The following is a 19657-nucleotide window of genomic DNA, read 5'->3' on the forward strand; positions in this document are numbered from 1 at the left end:
GTCAGACTTTCCATCCCGAATGGATGGCGACCAAACCGCCCATGATCGGTTCCACGCGCGTGTTTTCGAAACCTGCAGAGCGAATCCTACGTTCGAAATCGGCCATGTTCGGAAAGCGCCGGATCGATTCGATCAGATAACGATAGCTATCCTCGTCGCCAGCAATGGCCTTGCCGATCTGTGGCACCAGCTTGTGCGAATAGAGATCATAGGCTTCTTTGAAGCCGGGCCATTCAACGCTGGAAAATTCCAGACAGTAGAACCGCCCGCCAAATTTCAGCACACGATGCGCCTCGCTCAGGGCCTTTTCGATATGCGTCACGTTCCGGATACCGAACGCGATAGTGTAGGCATCGAAGATGCGATTGGAAAAGCTCAGCTCTTCGGCATTCTGGCGGCTCCACACCAGACCGTCGATCCCGCGCTCTACGGCACGTTCAAGGCCGACATCGAGCATATTCTGGTTGATGTCCGACACCGTGACGCTGGCGCCATGGTCCGCCATGCGGAAAGCGATGTCGCCAGTCCCCCCAGCCATGTCGAGTATCGTTTCGCCATGCTGAGGCTTCACACGAGCAACGAAGCGGTTTTTCCATAGACGGTGCATGCCGCCTGACATTGCATCGTTCATGATGTCGTATTTTGAGGCGACGTTCGAAAAGACTTCGCCTACGCGGCCGGTTTTTTCGGACGCATCGATGTCTTCGTAGCCGAAGGAAACGGTATCATTCATGGCTGGGTGCCTTAGGGGTAATTGTGTGCCGGGCAAAGAGTGTTAGAGCGCACGACATGCCGGAGCTACCTGAAGTCGAAACCACACTGCGTGGGCTCGCCCGTTTTCTAGATGGCGAACAGATCGTCAGTGTCCGGGTAAACCGGCCCGATATGCGCCGCCCCTTCCCACCCGGATTGGTTCAGGCGATGACAGGAGCGACGATTTCCGGCCTCTCGCGACGGGCCAAATACGGCTTGCTTCACACCGATCGCGACCAAACGCTGGTGTTTCACCTCGGCATGAGCGGCCGCTGGCGGATCGATCCCGAAGAAGCCGACAAGCATGACCACCTCGTTCTGGCGACGCGCGATCATGTGTTTGCCCTCAACGACCCCCGCCGGTTCGGTTCGGTTGACCTCCTGCTAGCGCCAGAGCTCGACCTGTGGCCACCTTTTGCCGCGCTTGGACCTGAACCGCTGGGTGAAATGCTTACACCTGAGCATCTGCGGGAAGCCACGCGCGCACGCAAACAGGCCATTAAGCTGCTTCTACTCGACCAGCGTGTCGTCGCGGGACTCGGTAATATCTATGTTTGTGAAGCTTTATGGCAGGCGGGGGTCAACCCCCGCAAAGCGGGGGGCAAGGTCACCATGCCGCAATTGCGCCGTCTTGTGCCGGCGATCAAGGATGTGCTGGAACGATCAATCCGCGACGGCGGCTCCACCTTACGCGATTTTGCGCAACCCGATGGCAATCTTGGCTATTTTGCCACGCGCTTTCATGTTTACGGGCGAGAGAGGCAAGTCTGCCATCATGAAGATGGCGGCACGATCCGGCGTATCGTACAGGGTGGGCGAAGTACGTGGTTCTGCCCAGTCTGCCAAAAGTAGCCGCTCTGCTCGGCGTCAGCCCCGACGACCGAGTCGCCCGCGTCCTATAAATCCAGCGAAGCGTATTCGCGAGGGGGCGGTATGCCTTCCATCTTTTCACTTAGCAGCGGCCTGAAGCTGGGACGGCTTTTCACGACCATATACCAGCCTTGGGTCTGCTCGTGTCCTTTCCAGTCGATCGCGCCCAGATATTCGACGACCGAAAGATGTGCGGCGCATGTTAGATCGGCCAGACTTAGCTGGGGTCCTGCAAGCCACTGCCGCGTGTCGACCAGCCAATCGATGTAATCGAGATGTCCGTGCAGCATCCGGCCGAGCTGGCGCAAAACCTGCGCATCTGGGGACTGGCGCAAGACTATGCGTTTCTTCATCTTTTCGTGAAGAGCAGGTTCGGTCACATCGGCGTAAAAATTATCATCGAACAGCGCGACCAGCCTGCGAATTTCCGCACGCTGCAGAGCCGACCCGTTGATCATCGGATTACGATCTACCGTTTCTTCAAGATATTCGCAGATAGCCTGACTATCCGATAGCGCGGTACCCCGCCCCGCATCATGCAGAACAGGTGTACGCCCGGCAGGGTTTAGGTGCCAGAATTCGTCTCGCCCTTCCCATGGATTTTCCCGAACCAGTTCGTAGGCAACGTTCTTTTCGCCCATCAGCAAGCGCAGTTTGCGGCTGAAGGGACAAAGAGGAAATTGGTATAGCTGCCACATGGGTTATTTGCCTTGGCACAAGCTTAGGGGGCGCGTCTACTAGCGCAGGAATGCTCGGGTAACTTTTAAGATTTCCGACGGACCACGATTATTGACTTGGAATTAGAAAAAAAGGCCCCCGTTGATTTCAACGGGGGCCTTTCGGGATCGTATCACCAGCCGCTTGGACGGGAGGGGGGGTCTCGGCGGTGACATAGGGAATACGCGCCTTCTCAAGTAGAGTTCCCGGCCGCAATGAATTTTTTTAGCTGCCGAAAATGCCAGTCATAAGAACGGCCTGCTCTTTTCACGAGAGCGATCAAACTGTGCGAAATCAGCCGCCTTCGCAAGATCAGGTACATGGATTTTTCGCGACTTCCATTCCACCAGCCCTTCGCGCTGCAACTGGCGCAATGTTCGGTTGGTATGGACAAGAGATAGACCAAGCATATCTGCAATTTGCGACTGCGTAATCGGCAACGCGAGAACGTTGCTTTCATCTGCCAGGCACGTGGATTGCGCCCGATCGATAAGCCAAACCGCAAGGTAAGTGACGCGTTCGCGTGCGTTGCGTTGCCCAAGCGACAGAATATGCCCCTCAAGAGCGGTCTCCTCCTTCGCGGCCAGCCACGTGATGTCGTATGCCAGACCAGGATTCTTCGAGACGAAACCTGCGAAGTCGCCACGCTTGAACCGACATAGGTGGGCGTCGATCAGCGCTTCGATGGTGTGGCTCGACGGCTCGTCGAATGCTCCCTGAAGACCGATCAGATCCCCCGGAAACATGAAGTTCAATATCTGACGTCGCCCGTCCTCGAGCGATTGCGATCGGATCAGCACCCCTTCGAGAAGCGTGTACAGGCGATCGTAAGAAGCCCCTTCGTCGATCAGCACGTCGCCCCGATCAAGCCTAATCTCGCCGGCCTTGAATTCCTGCATGTAGGAAAGCTGCGTTTCGTCCAGCGGCCGCAGCCCCGGACAGGATTGCAATGGGCATGCAGCACACGGAATGGGATCGGTTACTTCGTGCAAGACAATCGTTTCCCCGTTTAACGATATTTCGGCGTGCGCATGCGCTGGGAAAAGCGCGCTTGTCAAACCGCGGGTTGCGACCCCGCAGCTCGGAACCTAAGCGGTTTCGGGACGTTAGAAGCGCGCACCTTAAGGAAGGGGTCTAAATGTCACTAGGTGATCAGATTGCTCGTAACTTGCCGTATCTGCGCCGCTATGCGCGCGCGTTGACCGGCTCACAGGCCACGGGAGACGCGTTCGTCCGTGCCACGCTCGAAGCCGCATTGGCCGACAGTGAACTCAAACAATCGCTCGAAGGTGGCCGCGTGCCCCTCTATCGCGCATTCAACAAGGTCTGGTCGAGCGCCTACCTTGATGTGCCTGAAACCGTTGGTGGCGACGGGCACGAAGATGCGGCCCAGCACCGGCTCAAGTCGGTCACACCGCTCAATCGGCAGGCGTTGCTTCTGACGACACTCGAAGATTTCTCGTCCGACCAGGCCGGTGAAATCATGGACATGTCGCCCGAGGATATCGAGCAGCTGGCGCAGGAAGCCATCTCGGAGATCGACAAGGAATCCGCGACCAGCGTTCTGATCATCGAAGACGAACCCCTGATCTCGATGCAATTGGAAGATCTCGTGACCTCACTTGGCCACGAAGTCTGCGGCACTGCCGCCACGCGTACGCAGGCGCAGGAAGTTGTCGCGGAAAAGACACCAGGTCTCGTCCTTGCCGACATTCAGTTGGCAGACGGCTCGTCGGGCCTCGACGCAGTCGACGATATCCTTGCGATCAGCAGCGTCCCCGTGATCTTCATCACGGCCTACCCGGAACGCCTCCTGACCGGAGACCGTCCGGAACCGACGTATCTGGTGACCAAGCCGTTCCAGGAACAGACAGTACGGGCTGCCATCAGCCAGGCACTGTTCTTCGGATCGAGCCGCCCGCTCGGCTGAGCCGAGCGGAAACAATATGAAATGATAAACCCGGGCTTCGGCCCGGGTTTTTTTAATGTCTTGTTTTAGTGACCGCGGCCGCGACCGCTGGGCCCCTTCTTCCGCAATTCGAACTCGCTCGGCTTGCGAACTGGCACCAGCAAGGTGCAGCGTACGCCTTCCGGAGCGAAATCGAGCTCAACCGGATGCCTCAGTTCGTGCGCCACAATCTTCTCGATAAGGTCGGTCCCAAAGCCGCGGCGCATGGGTTTCGACACGGAAGGGCCGCCACTTTCCACCCATTCAATCTTGGCCAGCGTTTCGTTCATCTGGCTCCAGCGCACGGTCACGCAGCCGCCCGGTACGCTAAGCGACCCATATTTCGCCGCATTGGTCGCCAACTCGTGAATCGCCAACCCGAGAGAAAGAGCATCGTTTGGAGCAAGTTCGGTGTGCGGGCCGATCAATTCCAGCTTCTGTTCCTCGTCGCGGGCATAGGGCGCAAGTTCGACATCGACGACAGAACGGATCGGGGTAGTGCCCCACTCCGATTGCGTCAAAAGATCATGAGTGGCCGACAGAGCCCTGATGCGGCCATCGAGCCCTTCGGCGAACTCATCCAGACTTCCCGACCGACGCCTCGTCAAAGAGACAATCGAAAGGACGTTGGCGAGTGTGTTCTTGACCCTGTGGTTGAGTTCGCGGGTCAGCGAGTTTCGAATGGAGTTCTGCTCTTCGAACCAGATGATCGCCCGGCGGTCTTCCAGAGTCTGCTGTGTCAGAAGGCGGGATACCAGCATTAACAGGCTGGCAACGGCAAGACCGAACAGCAAGGTGATCATCGACATCGAAGAAAGGCCTTCAACGCGTGTCGACTGCACCTCGAGCAACATGCGCCGGTTGGCCAGGCTGACTTCGCGCGTCACAGCGGAGCGGCCATCGATCCACCCATCGCTCTGCGCAAGTATCGGCTCACCTTGGGCCTCCCCATCCCTCAACCGGGCACCGACAGATTCGTAGCTGACCAGATTTGCGGCCGATCCCAGGAATTGCGATGCATTGAATGGGCTGAAAATAAAGCCCTTGAGGTTACGCGTTATGCTCAGACCTTCGAAGACCGGCATGTAGATAAGAAAGCCGGCTGCATCGCCCCCGCCTTCCTGCACCAGCACGACGGGTCCGCTGGCCGTGGGGCGATCATTGGCCGCTGCCAGATCCATCGCAGTATGGCGAACGGGTTGCGAATACATGTCGTATCCCAACGCCCTGCGATTACGCGCCGTATCGGGCTGCATATAGAGGATCGGGGTGAGGATTTCGCGAGGCTGCTCTTGCAGGGTCGGCCTGACCATCTTGTCGCTGATACGCTCGGCGTTCAGCCGTCCTTCGAAAGACCGCAACTGACTGGCCGCGACTACGGGCGCCCATCCAATGCCTTCCGCACCCCGGTAATTGGAATCCAGCCTGAGTTCGGAAACAAACCGGCGGAATACCGCGGGGGTCACGTCAGCCTGAGTGGAAAACAAGGCCGCCCCTGCTCGTAAATATGCCGAGCTCGTATAGGCACGGCGCTCGATTGCCGACGTCATCGCCTGCGCCTTGCGCGATACGTCTGCCGCATCGCGTTCGACCTCACCGCGTTCGATGGAGAACACGCTGAGGACTGTTATCGCCGTCACGAGAACGAATATCAGCACCGGGATACCGCGCGGATAATCGATCAGCCAACGCCTGCGGCGACCCTTGCGTTGGAGTTCTTCCGTGACCAGCTTCCTGCCCCTGACGATTTACCCGGCGATATAGTATGCTGCGCACGCCATTTGGTTCCGAAATGAAATGGGTGGGAACACTGTGCTGTCATGTGCGTTGTGCGAAGCACGTTCGGGATCGAATTTTTCCGCTGCTGCGTCTGTTCAGAGGCCCTGGCGGGAATTCTAAGAGGGCAATATCTTTTAAGCCATGACATCACACACGCCGAGAAATCCGCAGCGGCAACCCGCCAGCGGTTCACCTGCCGCTTCCAGCGGGTCCGGAAAAGAAAAAGACCCTGACTGGGCCAACGGCCTCAAGCAGCTCTACGACTCGGTAGTCGAAGAGCCGCTGCCTGACAGCTTTCAGGATCTGATCGACAAGCTGGATTCCAACAGCTGATGCCGCCCGAAGAACGGACGGCCTCCGAAAAAGCCGATTTCAAGCGTGAACTGACCGACGTCGTGCCCCACCTTCGTGCGTTTGCACGCGGTCTTTGCGGGCGCGCCGACATGGCGGACGACCTGGTGCAGGAGACGCTGCTGAAGGCGTGGGCCGCACAGGAGCGTTTTCAGCCCGGTACAAGCATGCGAGCCTGGACCTTCGTCATTCTGCGCAATGCCTATCTGACAGATATGCGCCGCAACCGTTTTCGCGGGGAGTATGACGAAACCGTTGCAGAGCGCGTGCTGACAGCGCCTGCCGGACAGGAAGAACCCATCCATTTGTCGGATATGCACAGGGCGTTGCTTACCCTTCCACCGGAACGGCGCGAAGCGCTGCTGTTGGTTGGCGCCGGCGGTTTTTCCTACGAAGAAGCAGCGACTATCTGCGACTGCGCGGTCGGCACGATCAAGAGCCGTGTGGGACGAGCGCGCGCTGCACTCAATGCGATGCTGGCGGATGGAAACATTCCCAAGCGGTCGATCGGGGACGATGCCGCCCACCGCGCAATTCTCGAAGAATTGGACGATGTGGCCGCAGGGCAGGGTTCCAGCCGTAGCTAGATTATCTTTGCGTTCGGGCCGCTTGTCACATCTTGCAGCGCGAGGCAGATAGTCTGTTATGAACGAGACGGAGTCACCTCAGCAAGGCGATGCGCCGGCGATACCACGCCGGTCGCGTCGTCGTGCTTTTGCCGAGCAGGAACTGCGCCTTATTTCCTCGCTCGTCTTGCTGATCGGACTAGGTCTTTTCTTTGCCTTGCCATTCGTCCTTTCGATCGGCTCCGTGGTTTTTCTGCCGGTGGTAACCGCGCTGGTCCTTACGGTTATTCTGTCGCCACTGGCGGACAAACTCAACGGCTGGGGCCTTCCCAACGCCCTTGCCTCATTTGCCGCTCTCATCATCTTTTTCGCAATTCTGGTGCTGGCACTGGCAACGATCCTGCAGCCGGCAATCGCGCTGTTCGACGATGTTCCGGCCATGGCCCAGCAGGTAATGGCCCGCTTCGGCGAAGTTCGCGAGCAATTTGCCTGGGTCGCCTCGCTGAATAAACAGCTGGCGACATTCATGAACACCGACAGCACGCGCGAAGTGGTACTGGCGGCACCCAGCCTGCTGGAGCAGGTGGCGTTCGCCACCCCAAGTGTGGTTCTCGAAGTGGTGCTGACGCTCCTGATGGCGTATTTCATGATTGAGGCACGGGTGCGCCTTCGTCAGCGGCTACTGTTCGGTCGTGCGAGTTTCGGTACCAGCATCAAGGCAGCGCGCGTCATTCGCGAAGTGCAGGACCGCGTCGCTGCGTACATTCTGACGGTCGGCTGGATCAACGCTGTGGTCGGTGTCATAGTAGCCTTGGGCGCCTGGGCCCTAGACATAGACGCGCCGATCATGTGGGGCGGTCTTGCGGCGCTGCTTAATTTCCTCCCCTATGTTGGCCCCATTGTGATGATTGCATTGCTGGGGCTTCTCGGGATCGGGACTTCGGATACAATCTTGCTGGGCCTTGTGCCGGCTCTTGCTTACCTTGCGCTACACACCGTTGAAGCAAATCTGGTAACGCCTTCCATACTCGGTGCTCGCTTCACGATGAATCCGGTCATGATCCTCATTGCGCTATCCTACTTCACATGGATCTGGGGCGTATTCGGGGCGCTGCTGTCCGTTCCGATCCTGTTGATGCTGACCGCGTTATTTGACCATATCGGCAGGCCCAATCTGGTTGGCTTCATTTTTGGCGAACCGTTATTCACTGCCAATCTTTTCGACGAAGCAGACACCGCGGAACAGGGCGCCGAATAAAAAACCCGCCGCCATTCCTGGCGACGGGCTTTTAAAACTTCACATGAAGCTTGGATCAGCCGGGATATTTCCAAGTTGTTCCGCGCGCAAGGTTTTCACTTGCGAACTTCCAGTTCAGCTTGCCGTTAACCGCATCAAGATAAGCCGGACGCGCGTTTTGATGGTCCAGGTAATATGCGTGTTCCCAAAGGTCGATCACCAGAAGCGGATTGAATTCGCCCTGATCTGCGAGCGTATCGCCATCATGGGTTTCCTCGATGCTCAGCTTGCCGCCCTTCACGGCGAGCCACACCCAACCACTGGCGAAATGTCCGGCTCCGCGCTCGGCAAGCTTTTCCTTCAAACCGTCCGTCGACCCGAAGGCATCATCGATCATGCTCTTCAGCTCGTCGGAAGCGCCGGTTTCGTCGGCTGCCATCGAATGCCAGTAGAAACCGTGGTTCCAGCTTTGTGCCGAGTTGTTGAAGAGGCCTGCATTGCTGCCACGAGCGGCAGCAATGACGTCTTCTAGGCTCATGTCTGCCAGATCGCCGCCTTCGATCGCCGCGTTGGTCTTGTCGATATACGCCTTGTGATGCTTACCATGATGGAACGACAGGGTCTTTGCCGATACGGCAGGCTCCAGCGCGGTGTCTTCGTAAGGCAGGTCGATCAGCTCAAAAGCCATTGATTTTCCCCTCTTGGGTTGGTGTGAAAGAATTTCGTACTCGCGTCCCTAACGTATTGGCGCGCGCGTGGTTGCACATAGCCACGATATTACGCGCGAAAAGGGGGACGGTCGGTCTTTTATTCATGCTCCAATCGGGCCATGGGTCAATCGGCAAAAAGGGGATCGCCAACAAATGACACGCAAATTTTTCGGTACCGACGGTATCCGGGGTCGCACGAATGAAGGCGCAATGACGGCCGCTACTGTCATGCGCGTCGGGCAGGCTGCCGGCACCCATTTTCTACGCGGCGACCATCGTCACCGTGTGGTCATTGGCAAGGATACACGCTTGTCGGGCTACATGATGGAAAGCGCACTGGTCGCAGGTTTCACCAGCGTGGGCATGGATGTCATCATGACTGGCCCCCTTCCCACACCCGCAATCGCGCTGCTGACGCGCGAAATGCGCGCCGACCTAGGCGTGATGATTTCCGCCAGCCACAATCCGTTCGAGGATAATGGCATCAAATTGTTCGGGCCGGACGGGTACAAACTTTCAGACGAAGCCGAAGCCGCAATCGAGCTTCTTCTGGAACAGCAACCGGTGCTGGTCCAACCCGATCAGATCGGCCGTGCCCGCCGGATTGACGACGCAAGCGGTCGCTATATTCACGCAGTAAAGCAGTCCATTTCTTCCGACACGCGTTTTGATGGGCTTAAGGTGGTCGTCGACTGTGCCCACGGTGCAGCATACGAAGTTTCACCGAGCGCCATATGGGAACTGGGCGCGGACGTCATCGCAATCGGTGTCTCGCCCAATGGCGCCAATATCAACGATGGGGTGGGTTCGACCTCGCTCGATGCCATACGGAAACGCGTGGTCGAAGAAGGTGCCGATATCGGCATTGCATTGGATGGGGACGCGGACAGGCTGATTGTGATCGACGAGAAGGGCAAGGCCGTCGATGGAGATCAGATCATGGGTCTGATCGCTACCCGCCTTCACGAGCAAGGCGCACTAAGAGGTGGCGGAGTGGTCGCCACCGTCATGTCGAACCTTGGTCTCGAACGATATTTGCAAAGCATGGGCCTGACACTTGAGCGCACCAAGGTAGGCGATCGTTACGTACTTGAACGCATGCGTGCTGGAGGTTTCAACCTTGGCGGCGAGCAATCGGGACATATGATCCTGACCGACCATGCCACGACCGGTGATGGAACCATGGCCGCGCTCAGCGTACTGGCAAGCTTGGTGCGCACAGGCAAACCGGCCAGCGAATTGCTTCATGTCTTCGATCCGGTACCGCAGCTTCTCAAGAACGTCCGCTACTCTGGCAGCACACCTCTGGAGAATGCAGTGGTCAAACAGACGATCTCCGATTCCGAGAACGAACTGGCGGGCAAGGGCCGCCTTGTCATTCGTGCGTCCGGTACCGAGCCGGTCATCCGTGTCATGGCCGAGGGTGACGATGCAGCTCAGGTCGAGGCGGTAGTCGACCGGATTTGCGAAGCCGTAAAGGCTGCCGCCTGATGCTTGAGATGCGACCCGAATGCGAGCGGTGCGGTACTGGACTGCCTGCCGAAGGCGCTGGAGCCTTCATCTGCAGTTTAGAATGCACCTTTTGCGCGACATGTGCTGACGAACTCGATGACATCTGCCCCAATTGCAAGGGCGAGCTGATGGACCGCCCGACACGCCCCAAGAGGCTTCACGATAAATACCCCCCAACCAGCCTGCGCGCTCAGAGCACTTCGACAGGCGCCGGATGAGCGAGAACGCTCCCCCACCCCCCCGCATATTGTCCATAGCCGGCTCGGACAGCTCCGGCGGCGCCGGCATTCAGGCAGACATCAAGACGATCACGATGCTGGGCGGTTATGCCATGACGGCCATTACCGCCGTAACGGCGCAAAACACCTGCGGTGTCATCGGCGTGGAAGCGCTGTCGCCCCAGTTTGTTCTCGATCAGGTCGAAAGCTGCCTGTCCGACATCGGTGCGGATGCAATCAAGATCGGTATGCTTGGTTCGCCCGAGACAGCAACCTTGCTTGCTGAGCGGCTCGATACCTTTGCAGGACCTATCGTGTTCGATCCGGTCATGGTGGCTACCAGCGGGTCGATTCTGGCCGATGAAGACACCATCGCCAGCTTCGCGGCACTGATGGACATCGCCACTGTCGTCACCCCCAACCTGCCCGAACTGGGCGTGTTGGCCGGGCGGGAAGCGATCGCCGATGACGAGGTGTTCGATGCGGCAGCAGCGCTCGCCAGCCGCTTCGGGGTTCAAGTGCTGGCGAAGGGCGGCCATGCGGGCGACGAAACGCAGGTCTTCGACCGGATCGTGTCGCCCACCGGCAAGTTAGCCAGCTTCGCCCATGCACGGATCCAGACGCGGCATACGCATGGGACGGGGTGTACGCTGTCTTCGGCGCTGGCGACCATGCTTGGATATCGCCAGCCCCTGGTCAACGCTGTGCGCATTGCGCGTGCCTTCACCTATGCCGCGATAGAGAATGCGCCCGGCTTCGGAGAGGGATCGGGCCCGATGGGACATCAGGCGGTCCGCAAGTTGGAACCGCCCGAAGAAATCCCTCGCTAGAGTTCGTAGAAGGCGCTGATGTGATCCCAGGCTTCCTGGGCATCTTCGCACCAGCGGAACAGATCGAGATCCTTCCTGGATATCGTTCCTTCGTCGGCCAGCGCCTCGAAATCGATGACTCGCGTCCAGAAATCCTTGCCGAACAGGAGGATCGGCATCGGCTTCATCTTGCCGGTCTGGATAAGCGTGAGAAGTTCGAAAAATTCATCGAACGTGCCGAAGCCGCCCGGGAAGACCGCAACCGCCTTGGCGCGCAGGAGGAAATGCATCTTGCGCAGCGCAAAGTAGTGGAAGTTCAGCGATAGATACGGCGTCACATACTGGTTCGGCGCCTGTTCGTGCGGCAGGATGATGTTGAGCCCGACGCTTTCGGCACCCGCATCGCTGGCGCCCTTGTTGGCCGCTTCCATGATCGAAGGACCGCCGCCAGAGCACACCACGAACTGGCGCTTCCCATTTTCGATGATCGAACGTTCGGAAGCGATCCGCGCCAGCTTGTACGCTTCGGTGTAATATTTGCTTTTCTTGACGAGGTTTTCGACGACCCGCCGTTCGTCTTCGGGCAGATCCTTGGCCCCTTCGAGCGCCGCTTCGCAGGCATCTTCGGGAGGAATGCGCGCGCTGCCGTACATCACCAGCGTGGAGCCCACGCCCGCTTCGTCGAGCAGCATTTCCGGCTTCAGCAGTTCGAGCTGGAACCGCACCGGGCGCAATTCATCGCGCAGGAGAAAGTCCGTATCCTGAAATGCCAGTTTATAGGCAGGATGGGCCGTCTGCGGCGTTTGCAGCTGCGTTTTTTCGAATTCGGCTTCTTTGTCGGCCGGATAGAACTTGCGATCAGACAGATCGCGTTCGCTTTTCTTGTCGGTCATGGGCAGCGCGATAGGGCGCAGGCAAGCCGCGCACAAGCGCTGAAGGACAAGGAAATGGCAGGGGTGACAGGATTCGAACCCGTGGCCCTCGGTTTTGGAGACCGATGCTCTACCAGCTGAGCTACACCCCTGCAGGAAGGGCGCGCATTAGTATGGCCGCCGACACTTGGCAAGGCGCATATCGCTTGTTGAGATGAAGTGCTATTATTCCAGCCTATGCATGCTCCCGTTTCGCCCCCAATTCCGATCGAACTTCTGCTCCGCGCCTATCGTGGCGGCGTTTTCCCCATGGCCGACCACCGCAGCGATCCCGAAGTCTACTGGGTGGAGCCACGCGAGCGAGCGATCATTCCGCTCGACGGGTTTCGTCTTTCGAAAAGCCTGAAGAAAGTGCTGCGGCAAGATCGTTTTCACGTCACTTGCGACTCCCGTTTCGCCGATGTCATTGCCGAATGCGCCGCCCCGCGCGAGGAACATGCCGAAAGCTGGATCAGCCACAGGATCGAGGCGAGCTACCGCGCGCTGCATGCGGCCGGACACGCCCATTCCATTGAATGCTGGCAGAACGGCGAGCTTGTCGGCGGGCTATACGGCGTCAGCTTCGAGCGGGTATTTTGCGGTGAAAGCATGTTCAGCCGCACCACCGATGCCAGCAAAGTCGCGCTGGCATGGCTTGTCGCGGCGATGCGTCAGGCAGGTTTTGCCCTGCTCGACTGCCAGTTCATGACTGATCATCTGGCCACCATGGGGGCCGTCGCCGTACCGCAATCGCGGTATATGGACATGCTGATCGCCGCAGACGGCTATCCCGCAGCGTCGCTACCCGACGCCGTCGCGCGATTCGCAGCCTCTTCTTCGCCCGGGAAATCCATCGCACAGTCCTTGACCCAGACATCGTAGATCGGGTGTTCCACGACATTCAGGCTGGGCGAATTCTTGAACAGCCAGCCCGAAAAGACTTTCGCGAACTGGTCTTCGGTGCCGCGTTGCCGGACGAGCAGCTGCACGAATGCGCCCGTTTCCTTCGGCATTTCCCAGGGAGCCGTGCGCTCGCACGCCTGAAGGCGGACTATGACGTCGCCGATACGCTGTTCTTCGCCGGGACGCATTTCGAGATCCTGGCTGACATTGTTGCGTTTGTTGAGGAGGCCGAGCGTCGCGACCCGTTCCGCCATGGGTGTGCCGATATTCGCTTCGTCGGCAGGCTGCACAGGCGTTTCCGCCTGCTGCACGCTTTCCGGGATCGTAGTCCGGATGGCATCTTCGGGTTCGGCAGTTTCCTGCCCGCAGGCCGCAACAGCCGCCGTCGCAGCGACAAGGGCGAATGCCCTGCGCATGGTCACGCCTCTGGCGACCAGGCTTCGTAGTCGCCTGTAGCCTTGGCCCGCTTGCCACCCATTTCGAGCGCACCGGCAGGGCGGTAGGCGCCTACCGTGCCAGTGGCATTCGGAGTATAATCGGCTTCCCAGATACGAGCAGGCGGAAGATTGCTTTCCGGTATGTCGTCGAACGCCCCATGGAGCCAGCCGTGCCATTCACTCGGAACGCGGCTTGCGTCATTGGTGCCTTCGTAAATGACCCAGCGACGTTCCCGGCCGTCACCGGTCTTCTTCTTCGAACGATAATAGCGGTTGCCCTGCACATCTGTGCCGACATGCTCCCCATTGCGTGAGGACCACAGGAGAGTGCCGATCGTGGCGCCGTCCCACCAGGTGAAAATCTTGCCGAGGAAGTTCATGGTCGCGCGGTTAGCGGATTCGCACGCGGTGGCCAAGCCATTCGATGATCACCATTCCACCAAATCGCCCGGCTCTATGCCAAGTTCCTGTGCCCGGCCGCCGCGCAATTCGAGCACACCGAGCACCGGACCGACGGAATAGACCGATTCGAGCGAATAAGGCTCTGCCATCGCGGCGATGTTGGAAATCCGCCGATCCGGGCCGATAAAGATGATGTCGAGCGGCAGCGGCGTGTTCTTCATCCAGAAGCTCTGCGCCGTCACCCCACCATAGGGGAAGATCATGCCTTCGAAATCACCGAGTTCGGTGCGAAACATCAGTCCCCGCGCCTGAGATTCGGGCGTATCGGCGACTTCGACCTTGAAGCCGATTCGTTCGTCCCCACTCGTCACGGTCAGCGGCACCACCCGCAAACCGGATATCGGATGATTGCCAGCCGCCGCGGTGCCAGCGGCAGCCGGCCCCTTGTCCGCCGACGCTTCGGCCTGGGTCTGGGGCGAGCAGGCGGCCAGCGCCGCCAGCATGGCGAGAGCGCAGCCCGATCCCCTCAGCCGAGTTCGTCCGAAGCTTCCGTGACCCATTCTTCCAGTTCCTCGACCGTGGACGCTTCTATGACGCGCCGTGCCATGTCGAAATCATGGCCCGCCCTGACCACTGCGGCAAGCTGCTTTTCACGAAGCTTGCGGGCGTCTTCGGCGCTCGCTTCGCCCAGTCGCCCGAACGGCCCGAACCGGCGTTTGCGGGCGAGAACCACAACCGCCTGTCGCATGTGGGCTTCGTCCGGTTGCAGGACTTCGCGAAGATCCTCCGCGATGCCGGCGGACCGCAAGGTCTGTTCGACACGCCGCCCGCCATAGCCGCGGGCGACCAGATCGTTGGCCTTGGCGCGGCCATAGGCTTCGTCGTCGACATAGCCCTTGTCCACGAAGCTGGAGATCAGCGTTTCGATGTCGGGTTCTTCGCCATCGACAAATCCGCGCTCGTGCAATTTACGCCTGAGGTAGGTCCGCAGCTTGCCCGCGCTCGTCGCAAATCGCGCCACATAGGCGAGCGCCAATTCTTCCAGTCGATTGCGATCAAGCGGTTTTGCGCGGCGGCGAGTGTGACCAGATGTTGCGCGTTCATCATTCATCGGCCATATTCCTGCCACAGTCCTTTAAGAATGGGAAACGTGGGAGAGTGCGCAGCCGCCGGTTTGCGCATTAACAGCGCAATGAGGTAAGCCGTAAGGCACCAGCTATTCACGGGTATCGCCGAAAATTATGACCGACGCCGAAATTTCGCCGACGCCGAACGATTGCGACCTGCCGCGTCGCCGTTCGGATTTCGCGACCTTCAACGAAGCCATCGACTACGCTGCGCGGAGTGCGAAGGGTCTCAACTTCCATGACATGCGTGGCACGCTGGAATGCAGTTACCCTTATGTGCAGATGCGCGAGGATGCGATCCAGGGTGCATACCGCCTGGTTGCGATGGGCATCGAAAAGGAAGACCGCGTTGCAATCGTCGCGGAAACAAGCCCGGAATTCGCGGCGCTTTTCTGTGCCTGTACCCTGATGGGGGCATGGCCGGTTCCGCTGCCGCTGCCGACCACCTTCGGCGGCAAGGAAAGCTATATCGACCAGCTTTCCGTTCAGTTGCAGAGTTCCGATCCCAAAATCCTGATCTATCCGGGCGAGATTGCGGACATGGCCAAGGCCGCGGCCGATCGCCAGGGCTGCGCGGGCGAAAGCTGGGAAGATTTCAACCAGCGCCCTGCGCCCCAGGCCGAGCTTCCCGAAGCGAAGCCGGAAGACATCTGCTATCTGCAATATTCGTCCGGATCGACCCGCTTTCCCACAGGCGTTGCGGTAACCCACGAAGCGCTGCTGCACAATCTGCGCGGCCATGCGGAATCGATGGAAATCGGCACGAACGACCGCGTGGTCAGCTGGTTGCCGTGGTATCACGACATGGGCCTGGTGGGCTGTTTCCTGTCGCTGATCGCCAACCAGGTTTCGGTCGATTATCTCAAGACCGAACATTTTGCGCGCCGCCCGCTTGCATGGCTCGATCTGATTAGCCGCAACAAGGGCACCACGCTGAGCTATTCGCCGACATTCGGTTACGACATCTGTGCACGCCGCATTTCGAGCCAGACGCATGTCGAGGATCGGTTCGACCTGTCGCGCTGGCGAGTTGCAGGCAACGGGGCCGACATGATCCGCCCCGACGTGATGCAGAACTTCGTCAACGCCTTTGCCGATGCAGGCTTTCAGGCGAGCAGTTTCAATCCCAGCTACGGCCTGGCCGAGGCGACGCTTGCCGTTACCGTCATGCCCCCGGGCGAAGGCATCCGGGTCGAACTGGTCGAGGAAGAGCGCCTGTCGGGGCGTCCGCGCGACCTGTCCAAGCCCGCACGGTATCGCGCCATCGTGAACTGCGGCAAGCCGATCCCGGGCATGGAAGTCGAAATCCGCGGGGAGAACGACCAGATCCGCGGCGATCACCAGATCGGCAAGGTCTGGTGCCGCGGCAAGAGCGTCATGCATTCCTATTTCCGCAACGAGGAAGCCACCAACGACTGCCTGGTCGATGGCTGGCTGGACACGGGCGACATGGGATACATGGCCGACAATTACCTGTTCATCGTCGGCCGTGCGAAGGACATGATCATCATCAACGGCAAGAACCTGTGGCCGCAGGACATCGAATGGGCGGTCGAGCAATTGCCGGGCTTCAACCACGGCGACATCGCGGCCTTTTCCATCGATACCGAAGGCGGTGAAGAAGCGCCTGCCGTGCTGGTCCACTGCCGGGTGTCCGACCCCGAGGAACGGATCAAGCTGCGCGACCAGATCGCGGACAAGGTGCGCGGCGTGACCGGCATGAGCTGCGTCGTCGAACTGGTCCCCCCGCGCACCCTGCCCCGCACCAGTTCCGGCAAGCTGAGCCGGGCGAAAGCGAAGAAGCAGTACCTATCGGGAGAGATCACCCCGCTCGACCTGGCTGCCTGAGGATTTTCCGGCAGCAGAATTGCCTTGCGCTTGCCCGCCAGGGCGCGGCACTATCGCCGCGCCGGGTGACAGTGCGCTTGAAGATCGTGTATTGCCACCCTAATACAGGATCATAGCCGCTTGGAGAGACCTGCGCCCATGAGCGATACGAAAACGCAGACTGCCACCGAAACCGCGTTCGACCTGACGCCCCCCGATCCGGTGCCCGAGGTCAAGCCGGAGAAGGCTGCCGGGCTGGTGCCGGTTTCGGACGAGGTGAAGAGCAAGCTGGAAACCAAGGTCGACGGGTTTGTCGAAGACCTGATTTCGCAGGATGCGAATTCGCCGGAGTTCGGCAAGAAGGTCGACCAGCTCACCAATATGGGCCGCAAGGAAATCATGGCCGCGGCCGGCATGTCCAACCGTTTCCTGGACCGCCCGGTGCGGGCCATGGACAAGGACGAAGGCGTCGGCGCCAATCTGGCCGAATTGCGCCGGGTCGTCGAAGATCTCGATCCGGGCAAGCGCGGCAAGCTGGCGGGCCCGCGCAAGATCCTCGGCATCATTCCGTTCGGCAACAAGCTGACCAATTATTTCCGCAGCTACCAGAGCGCGCAGACGCACATCCAGTCGATCCTCAACAACCTTGCCAGCGGCAAGGACGAACTGATCATGGACAATGCCGCGATCGACGTGGAGCGGCAGAAGCTGTGGGAGGCGATGGGCAATCTGGAACAGATGATCCACATTTCCAACACGCTGGACCAGAAGCTGGAAGACAAGGCCGCCGAACTCGACGCGACCGATCCGGCCAAAGCCAAGGCGGTTCGCGAAACCGCGCTGTTCTATGTCCGCCAGCGTACGCAGGACCTGCTCACGCAGATGGCGGTCAGCGTGCAGGGCTACCTCGCGCTCGACCTTGTGAAGAAGAACAATGTCGAGCTGGTCAAAGGGGTGGACCGTGCCAGCACCACGACCGTGGGTGCGCTGCGCACCGCGGTAACCGTGGCCGAAGCGATGACGAACCAGCGCCTTGTGCTGGGACAGATCACGGCCCTGAACGAAACGACTGCGGGCATCATCGATTCCACCAGCACTCTGCTGCGCGACCAGACCGGCAAGATCCACGAACAGGCCGCCGCGAGCACGATCCCGCTCGAAACGCTGCAGCGCGCGTTCCAGAACATCTACGACACGATGGACGAGGTCGACAGCTTCAAGCTGCGCGCGCTCGACAGCATGAAGCAGACGGTTACGCTGCTGACCGACGAGGTCGAGAAGTCCAAAGGTTATATCGCTCGCGCCGAAGGCCAGGCGCAGGCCCAGAAGCAGGTTGCCGAAAGCGGCCTGCTGAGCATCGAGGGCTGAGGGCGGCATCGTGAACGACCTCACCCGCGACAGCGACCGGATATTGTCCGAAAGCAAGGCGCTGGTGCGCGACAACCGCGAAGGCGGCCGCCACCGGCGCGCGCCCTCGATCGGGCAGGGCTCGGCCAAGGCGAAGCGCGATCATCTGCTGAAGAAGGTCCGCAACGTCGTGATCGCGGTATTTGCGATCTGGCTGGCAAGCGGCGTCGCCGGGGCGATCTTCAGCGGCATCGGTTTCTGGGGCGTGATGGGTGTTCTGGTGGCCAGCATCATCGCGATTGCGGTGTTTTCCAGCTATCCGAAAATGGGCACGCCCAAGCGGGCGGACATCAACAAGGGCAACGTCCGGCAGATGGTCGGCCGCACCGAATTGTGGCTCGAAGCGCAGCGCCCCGCCCTCCCTGCGCCAGCCGCGCGGATAATCGACGACATGGGCGTGCAGCTCGATGCGCTGGGCCTGCAACTCGAAGGGCTCGACCAGAACCACCCCAAGGCGCGCGAAGTGCGCAGCCTGGTGGGCGAGCAGCTGCCCGAGATGATCGACAGCTATCGCCGCATCCCTGCCCATCTGCGCAAGGAACAGCGCGCCGGTTCTACGCCGGACGAGCAGTTGACCGACAGCCTCGGCAAGATCAGCGGCGAAATCGATTCCATCACCCGGCAGCTTGCGGAAGGCTCGCTCGACGATCTCGCGATCAAGCACCGCTATCTGGATTACAAATTCGGCGAAGGGGCCCAGACGAGCCCGCAATTGGAGAACAAGAGCTGATGCGCGTTCCTATTCCCCACGACATCGGCAAGGAAGAGGTGCGGCGCCGCCTCCACGCACGCAGCCATGAAATCGGCCAGTTCGTTCCCGGGGGCGTGGCAGATGTGCAGACGGCCTGGCCGAACGAGGACCGGATGGACTTGTCGGTCAAGGCCATGGGTCAGGGCATCGACGGCAGCGTCATCATCGAGGATGCGCAGGTTATCTTCGAAGTAAACCTGCCCCCTGCGCTTTCGTTCGTCGAACCCATGGTTGCGAGTGCTATCCGCCAGCAAGGGCAAAAGCTGATCGCGCCGAAGTAACCAAGGCGCACTACACAGTCCAAATTTCGCTTCTCAGGAACCATTTGCAACCCCGTTCGCTTTGCGTCGAGGAAGGGCGTGCATTCGGCCATCGATTGTTTATTGCATCCGCTTCCGTGGGCGCAGCGGTAGGGAAAGCGA

At 59.7% G+C, this 19657-nt stretch carries 23 protein-coding genes and 1 tRNA gene; 13 read left to right on the top strand and 11 right to left on the bottom strand.

The features are described from left to right. Position 1: 1 nt before the first annotated feature. Positions 2-733, bottom strand: coding sequence for a class I SAM-dependent methyltransferase (locus KYK83_RS12095; RefSeq protein ID WP_222828433.1), 732 nt, complete (start codon positions 731-733; stop codon positions 2-4). A gap of 56 nt (positions 734-789) precedes the next feature. Here KYK83_RS12095 and mutM point away from each other — a divergent pair, with 56 nt between their 5' ends. Continuing rightward, the gene (mutM, locus tag KYK83_RS12100; protein WP_222828434.1) at positions 790-1605 is read left to right on the top strand and encodes a bifunctional DNA-formamidopyrimidine glycosylase/DNA-(apurinic or apyrimidinic site) lyase; all 816 of its coding nucleotides are present in this window, start codon (positions 790-792) and stop codon (positions 1603-1605) included. A 44-nt stretch (positions 1606-1649) separates the two neighbouring features. Here mutM and KYK83_RS12105 read toward each other — a convergent pair whose 3' ends face one another. Together KYK83_RS12105 and KYK83_RS12110 are read right to left on the bottom strand one after the other, a co-directional pair. Then, complete coding sequence (locus tag KYK83_RS12105; protein WP_103024504.1) at positions 1650-2321, bottom strand: glutathione S-transferase family protein; 672 nt, start codon at positions 2319-2321, stop codon at positions 1650-1652. A 264-nt stretch (positions 2322-2585) separates the two neighbouring features. Then, on the bottom strand, positions 2586-3239 hold the full coding sequence (locus KYK83_RS12110) for a Crp/Fnr family transcriptional regulator (RefSeq protein WP_222828435.1): 654 nt from the start codon (positions 3237-3239) through the stop codon (positions 2586-2588). 239 nt (positions 3240-3478) lie between these two features. Between KYK83_RS12110 and KYK83_RS12115 the strand changes: the two genes are divergently transcribed. Next, positions 3479-4270 (top strand): response regulator, encoded by a 792-nt coding sequence (locus KYK83_RS12115; RefSeq protein WP_103024502.1) that lies wholly within the window; start codon positions 3479-3481, stop codon positions 4268-4270. Between the two features lie 65 nt (positions 4271-4335). On the opposite strand, the gene KYK83_RS12120 is transcribed toward KYK83_RS12115, so the two are convergent. Further along, the gene (locus tag KYK83_RS12120) at positions 4336-5946 is read right to left on the bottom strand and encodes a CHASE domain-containing protein (RefSeq protein ID WP_346729466.1); all 1611 of its coding nucleotides are present in this window, start codon (positions 5944-5946) and stop codon (positions 4336-4338) included. Positions 5947-6208: 262 nt separating this feature from the next. On the opposite strand from KYK83_RS12120, the gene KYK83_RS12125 reads away from it, so the two are divergent. The 3 genes from KYK83_RS12125 to KYK83_RS12135 are packed head-to-tail and all read left to right on the top strand — an operon-like array spanning position 6209 to position 8242. Beyond that, entirely contained in the window at positions 6209-6400 is a 192-nt protein-coding gene (locus tag KYK83_RS12125; protein WP_103024500.1) for a NepR family anti-sigma factor, read from the top strand. Then, entirely contained in the window at positions 6400-7005 is a 606-nt protein-coding gene (locus KYK83_RS12130) for a sigma-70 family RNA polymerase sigma factor (protein WP_103024499.1), read from the top strand. Before KYK83_RS12125 ends, KYK83_RS12130 begins: the two co-directional genes overlap by 1 nt. Positions 7006-7063: 58 nt before the next feature. Next, positions 7064-8242 (top strand): AI-2E family transporter, encoded by a 1179-nt coding sequence (locus KYK83_RS12135; protein ID WP_222828436.1) that lies wholly within the window; start codon positions 7064-7066, stop codon positions 8240-8242. A gap of 55 nt (positions 8243-8297) precedes the next feature. Here KYK83_RS12135 and KYK83_RS12140 read toward each other — a convergent pair whose 3' ends face one another. Further along, positions 8298-8909 carry a superoxide dismutase gene (locus KYK83_RS12140; protein WP_196847669.1) on the bottom strand — a complete coding sequence of 204 codons (612 nt, stop codon included), beginning with the start codon at positions 8907-8909 and terminating at the stop codon, positions 8298-8300. Positions 8910-9084: 175 nt separating this feature from the next. Here KYK83_RS12140 and glmM point away from each other — a divergent pair, with 175 nt between their 5' ends. From glmM to thiD, 3 genes are read left to right on the top strand one after another with little or no spacing between them, the layout of a single operon-like run. Beyond that, on the top strand, positions 9085-10422 hold the full coding sequence (gene glmM / locus KYK83_RS12145; protein WP_222828437.1) for a phosphoglucosamine mutase: 1338 nt from the start codon (positions 9085-9087) through the stop codon (positions 10420-10422). Then, a complete protein-coding gene (locus KYK83_RS12150) occupies positions 10422-10661 on the top strand; it encodes a DUF1272 domain-containing protein (RefSeq protein ID WP_196847667.1) in 240 nt (79 codons plus the stop codon). Before glmM ends, KYK83_RS12150 begins: the two co-directional genes overlap by 1 nt. Beyond that, positions 10658-11491, top strand: coding sequence for a bifunctional hydroxymethylpyrimidine kinase/phosphomethylpyrimidine kinase (gene thiD, locus KYK83_RS12155; RefSeq protein ID WP_222828438.1), 834 nt, complete (start codon positions 10658-10660; stop codon positions 11489-11491). Before KYK83_RS12150 ends, thiD begins: the two co-directional genes overlap by 4 nt. On the opposite strand, the gene KYK83_RS12160 is transcribed toward thiD, so the two are convergent. Together KYK83_RS12160 and KYK83_RS12165 are read right to left on the bottom strand one after the other, a co-directional pair. Further along, positions 11488-12363 carry an LOG family protein gene (locus KYK83_RS12160; protein ID WP_103024493.1) on the bottom strand — a complete coding sequence of 292 codons (876 nt, stop codon included), beginning with the start codon at positions 12361-12363 and terminating at the stop codon, positions 11488-11490. The genes thiD and KYK83_RS12160 overlap by 4 nt on opposite strands. A 55-nt stretch (positions 12364-12418) precedes the next feature. Next, positions 12419-12494, bottom strand: a tRNA-Trp gene (locus KYK83_RS12165). Between the two features lie 85 nt (positions 12495-12579). On the opposite strand from KYK83_RS12165, the gene aat reads away from it, so the two are divergent. Then, on the top strand, positions 12580-13263 hold the full coding sequence (gene aat / locus KYK83_RS12170; RefSeq protein ID WP_222828439.1) for a leucyl/phenylalanyl-tRNA--protein transferase: 684 nt from the start codon (positions 12580-12582) through the stop codon (positions 13261-13263). On the opposite strand, the gene KYK83_RS12175 is transcribed toward aat, so the two are convergent. From KYK83_RS12175 to KYK83_RS12190, 4 genes are read right to left on the bottom strand one after another with little or no spacing between them, the layout of a single operon-like run. Beyond that, positions 13167-13700: a DUF2155 domain-containing protein gene (locus KYK83_RS12175; protein ID WP_196847664.1), complete on the bottom strand. Its 534-nt coding sequence runs from the start codon at positions 13698-13700 to the stop codon at positions 13167-13169. The genes aat and KYK83_RS12175 overlap by 97 nt on opposite strands. Positions 13701-13702: 2 nt before the next feature. Then, on the bottom strand, positions 13703-14101 hold the full coding sequence (locus tag KYK83_RS12180) for an NADH:ubiquinone oxidoreductase subunit NDUFA12 (RefSeq protein WP_103024491.1): 399 nt from the start codon (positions 14099-14101) through the stop codon (positions 13703-13705). 48 nt (positions 14102-14149) lie between these two features. Continuing rightward, positions 14150-14683 carry a DUF192 domain-containing protein gene (locus tag KYK83_RS12185; protein ID WP_248284440.1) on the bottom strand — a complete coding sequence of 178 codons (534 nt, stop codon included), beginning with the start codon at positions 14681-14683 and terminating at the stop codon, positions 14150-14152. Then, the gene (locus KYK83_RS12190) at positions 14650-15234 is read right to left on the bottom strand and encodes a regulatory protein RecX (protein WP_222828440.1); all 585 of its coding nucleotides are present in this window, start codon (positions 15232-15234) and stop codon (positions 14650-14652) included. Before KYK83_RS12190 ends, KYK83_RS12185 begins: the two co-directional genes overlap by 34 nt. 130 nt (positions 15235-15364) lie before the next feature. Here KYK83_RS12190 and KYK83_RS12195 point away from each other — a divergent pair, with 130 nt between their 5' ends. From KYK83_RS12195 to KYK83_RS12210, 4 genes are all read left to right on the top strand, one after another. Continuing rightward, positions 15365-17098 (top strand): fatty acyl-AMP ligase, encoded by a 1734-nt coding sequence (locus KYK83_RS12195; protein ID WP_196847661.1) that lies wholly within the window; start codon positions 15365-15367, stop codon positions 17096-17098. A gap of 138 nt (positions 17099-17236) precedes the next feature. Next, positions 17237-18445: a toxic anion resistance protein gene (locus KYK83_RS12200; protein WP_103024487.1), complete on the top strand. Its 1209-nt coding sequence runs from the start codon at positions 17237-17239 to the stop codon at positions 18443-18445. A 10-nt stretch (positions 18446-18455) separates the two neighbouring features. Beyond that, on the top strand, positions 18456-19214 hold the full coding sequence (locus KYK83_RS12205) for a conjugal transfer protein TraF (RefSeq protein ID WP_222828441.1): 759 nt from the start codon (positions 18456-18458) through the stop codon (positions 19212-19214). Further along, on the top strand, positions 19214-19516 hold the full coding sequence (locus tag KYK83_RS12210; protein ID WP_196847659.1) for a polyhydroxyalkanoic acid system family protein: 303 nt from the start codon (positions 19214-19216) through the stop codon (positions 19514-19516). Before KYK83_RS12205 ends, KYK83_RS12210 begins: the two co-directional genes overlap by 1 nt. The last annotated feature ends 141 nt before the right edge of the window (positions 19517-19657 follow it).

This window comes from Qipengyuania pacifica, assembly GCF_019857205.1.
Classification (GTDB): domain Bacteria; phylum Pseudomonadota; class Alphaproteobacteria; order Sphingomonadales; family Sphingomonadaceae; genus Qipengyuania; species Qipengyuania pacifica.

Coding starts and splice junctions, on each gene's coding strand:
- KYK83_RS12200 (WP_103024487.1), top strand. CDS start 17,237: ATGAGCGATACGAAAACGCAGACTGCCACCGAAACCGCGTTCGACCTG.
- KYK83_RS12180 (WP_103024491.1), bottom strand. CDS start 14,101: ATGAACTTCCTCGGCAAGATTTTCACCTGGTGGGACGGCGCCACGATC.
- KYK83_RS12190 (WP_222828440.1), bottom strand. CDS start 15,234: ATGAATGATGAACGCGCAACATCTGGTCACACTCGCCGCCGCGCAAAA.
- KYK83_RS12160 (WP_103024493.1), bottom strand. CDS start 12,363: ATGACCGACAAGAAAAGCGAACGCGATCTGTCTGATCGCAAGTTCTAT.
- KYK83_RS12185 (WP_248284440.1), bottom strand. CDS start 14,683: ATGGGTCACGGAAGCTTCGGACGAACTCGGCTGAGGGGATCGGGCTGC.
- KYK83_RS12095 (WP_222828433.1), bottom strand. CDS start 733: ATGAATGATACCGTTTCCTTCGGCTACGAAGACATCGATGCGTCCGAA.
- KYK83_RS12135 (WP_222828436.1), top strand. CDS start 7,064: ATGAACGAGACGGAGTCACCTCAGCAAGGCGATGCGCCGGCGATACCA.
- KYK83_RS12130 (WP_103024499.1), top strand. CDS start 6,400: ATGCCGCCCGAAGAACGGACGGCCTCCGAAAAAGCCGATTTCAAGCGT.
- KYK83_RS12110 (WP_222828435.1), bottom strand. CDS start 3,239: ATGCAGGAATTCAAGGCCGGCGAGATTAGGCTTGATCGGGGCGACGTG.
- KYK83_RS12210 (WP_196847659.1), top strand. CDS start 19,214: ATGCGCGTTCCTATTCCCCACGACATCGGCAAGGAAGAGGTGCGGCGC.
- KYK83_RS12140 (WP_196847669.1), bottom strand. CDS start 8,909: ATGGCTTTTGAGCTGATCGACCTGCCTTACGAAGACACCGCGCTGGAG.
- KYK83_RS12125 (WP_103024500.1), top strand. CDS start 6,209: ATGACATCACACACGCCGAGAAATCCGCAGCGGCAACCCGCCAGCGGT.
- KYK83_RS12150 (WP_196847667.1), top strand. CDS start 10,422: ATGCTTGAGATGCGACCCGAATGCGAGCGGTGCGGTACTGGACTGCCT.
- mutM (WP_222828434.1), top strand. CDS start 790: ATGCCGGAGCTACCTGAAGTCGAAACCACACTGCGTGGGCTCGCCCGT.
- aat (WP_222828439.1), top strand. CDS start 12,580: ATGCATGCTCCCGTTTCGCCCCCAATTCCGATCGAACTTCTGCTCCGC.
- KYK83_RS12175 (WP_196847664.1), bottom strand. CDS start 13,700: ATGCGCAGGGCATTCGCCCTTGTCGCTGCGACGGCGGCTGTTGCGGCC.
- KYK83_RS12105 (WP_103024504.1), bottom strand. CDS start 2,321: ATGTGGCAGCTATACCAATTTCCTCTTTGTCCCTTCAGCCGCAAACTG.
- KYK83_RS12115 (WP_103024502.1), top strand. CDS start 3,479: ATGTCACTAGGTGATCAGATTGCTCGTAACTTGCCGTATCTGCGCCGC.
- KYK83_RS12195 (WP_196847661.1), top strand. CDS start 15,365: ATGACCGACGCCGAAATTTCGCCGACGCCGAACGATTGCGACCTGCCG.
- glmM (WP_222828437.1), top strand. CDS start 9,085: ATGACACGCAAATTTTTCGGTACCGACGGTATCCGGGGTCGCACGAAT.
- thiD (WP_222828438.1), top strand. CDS start 10,658: ATGAGCGAGAACGCTCCCCCACCCCCCCGCATATTGTCCATAGCCGGC.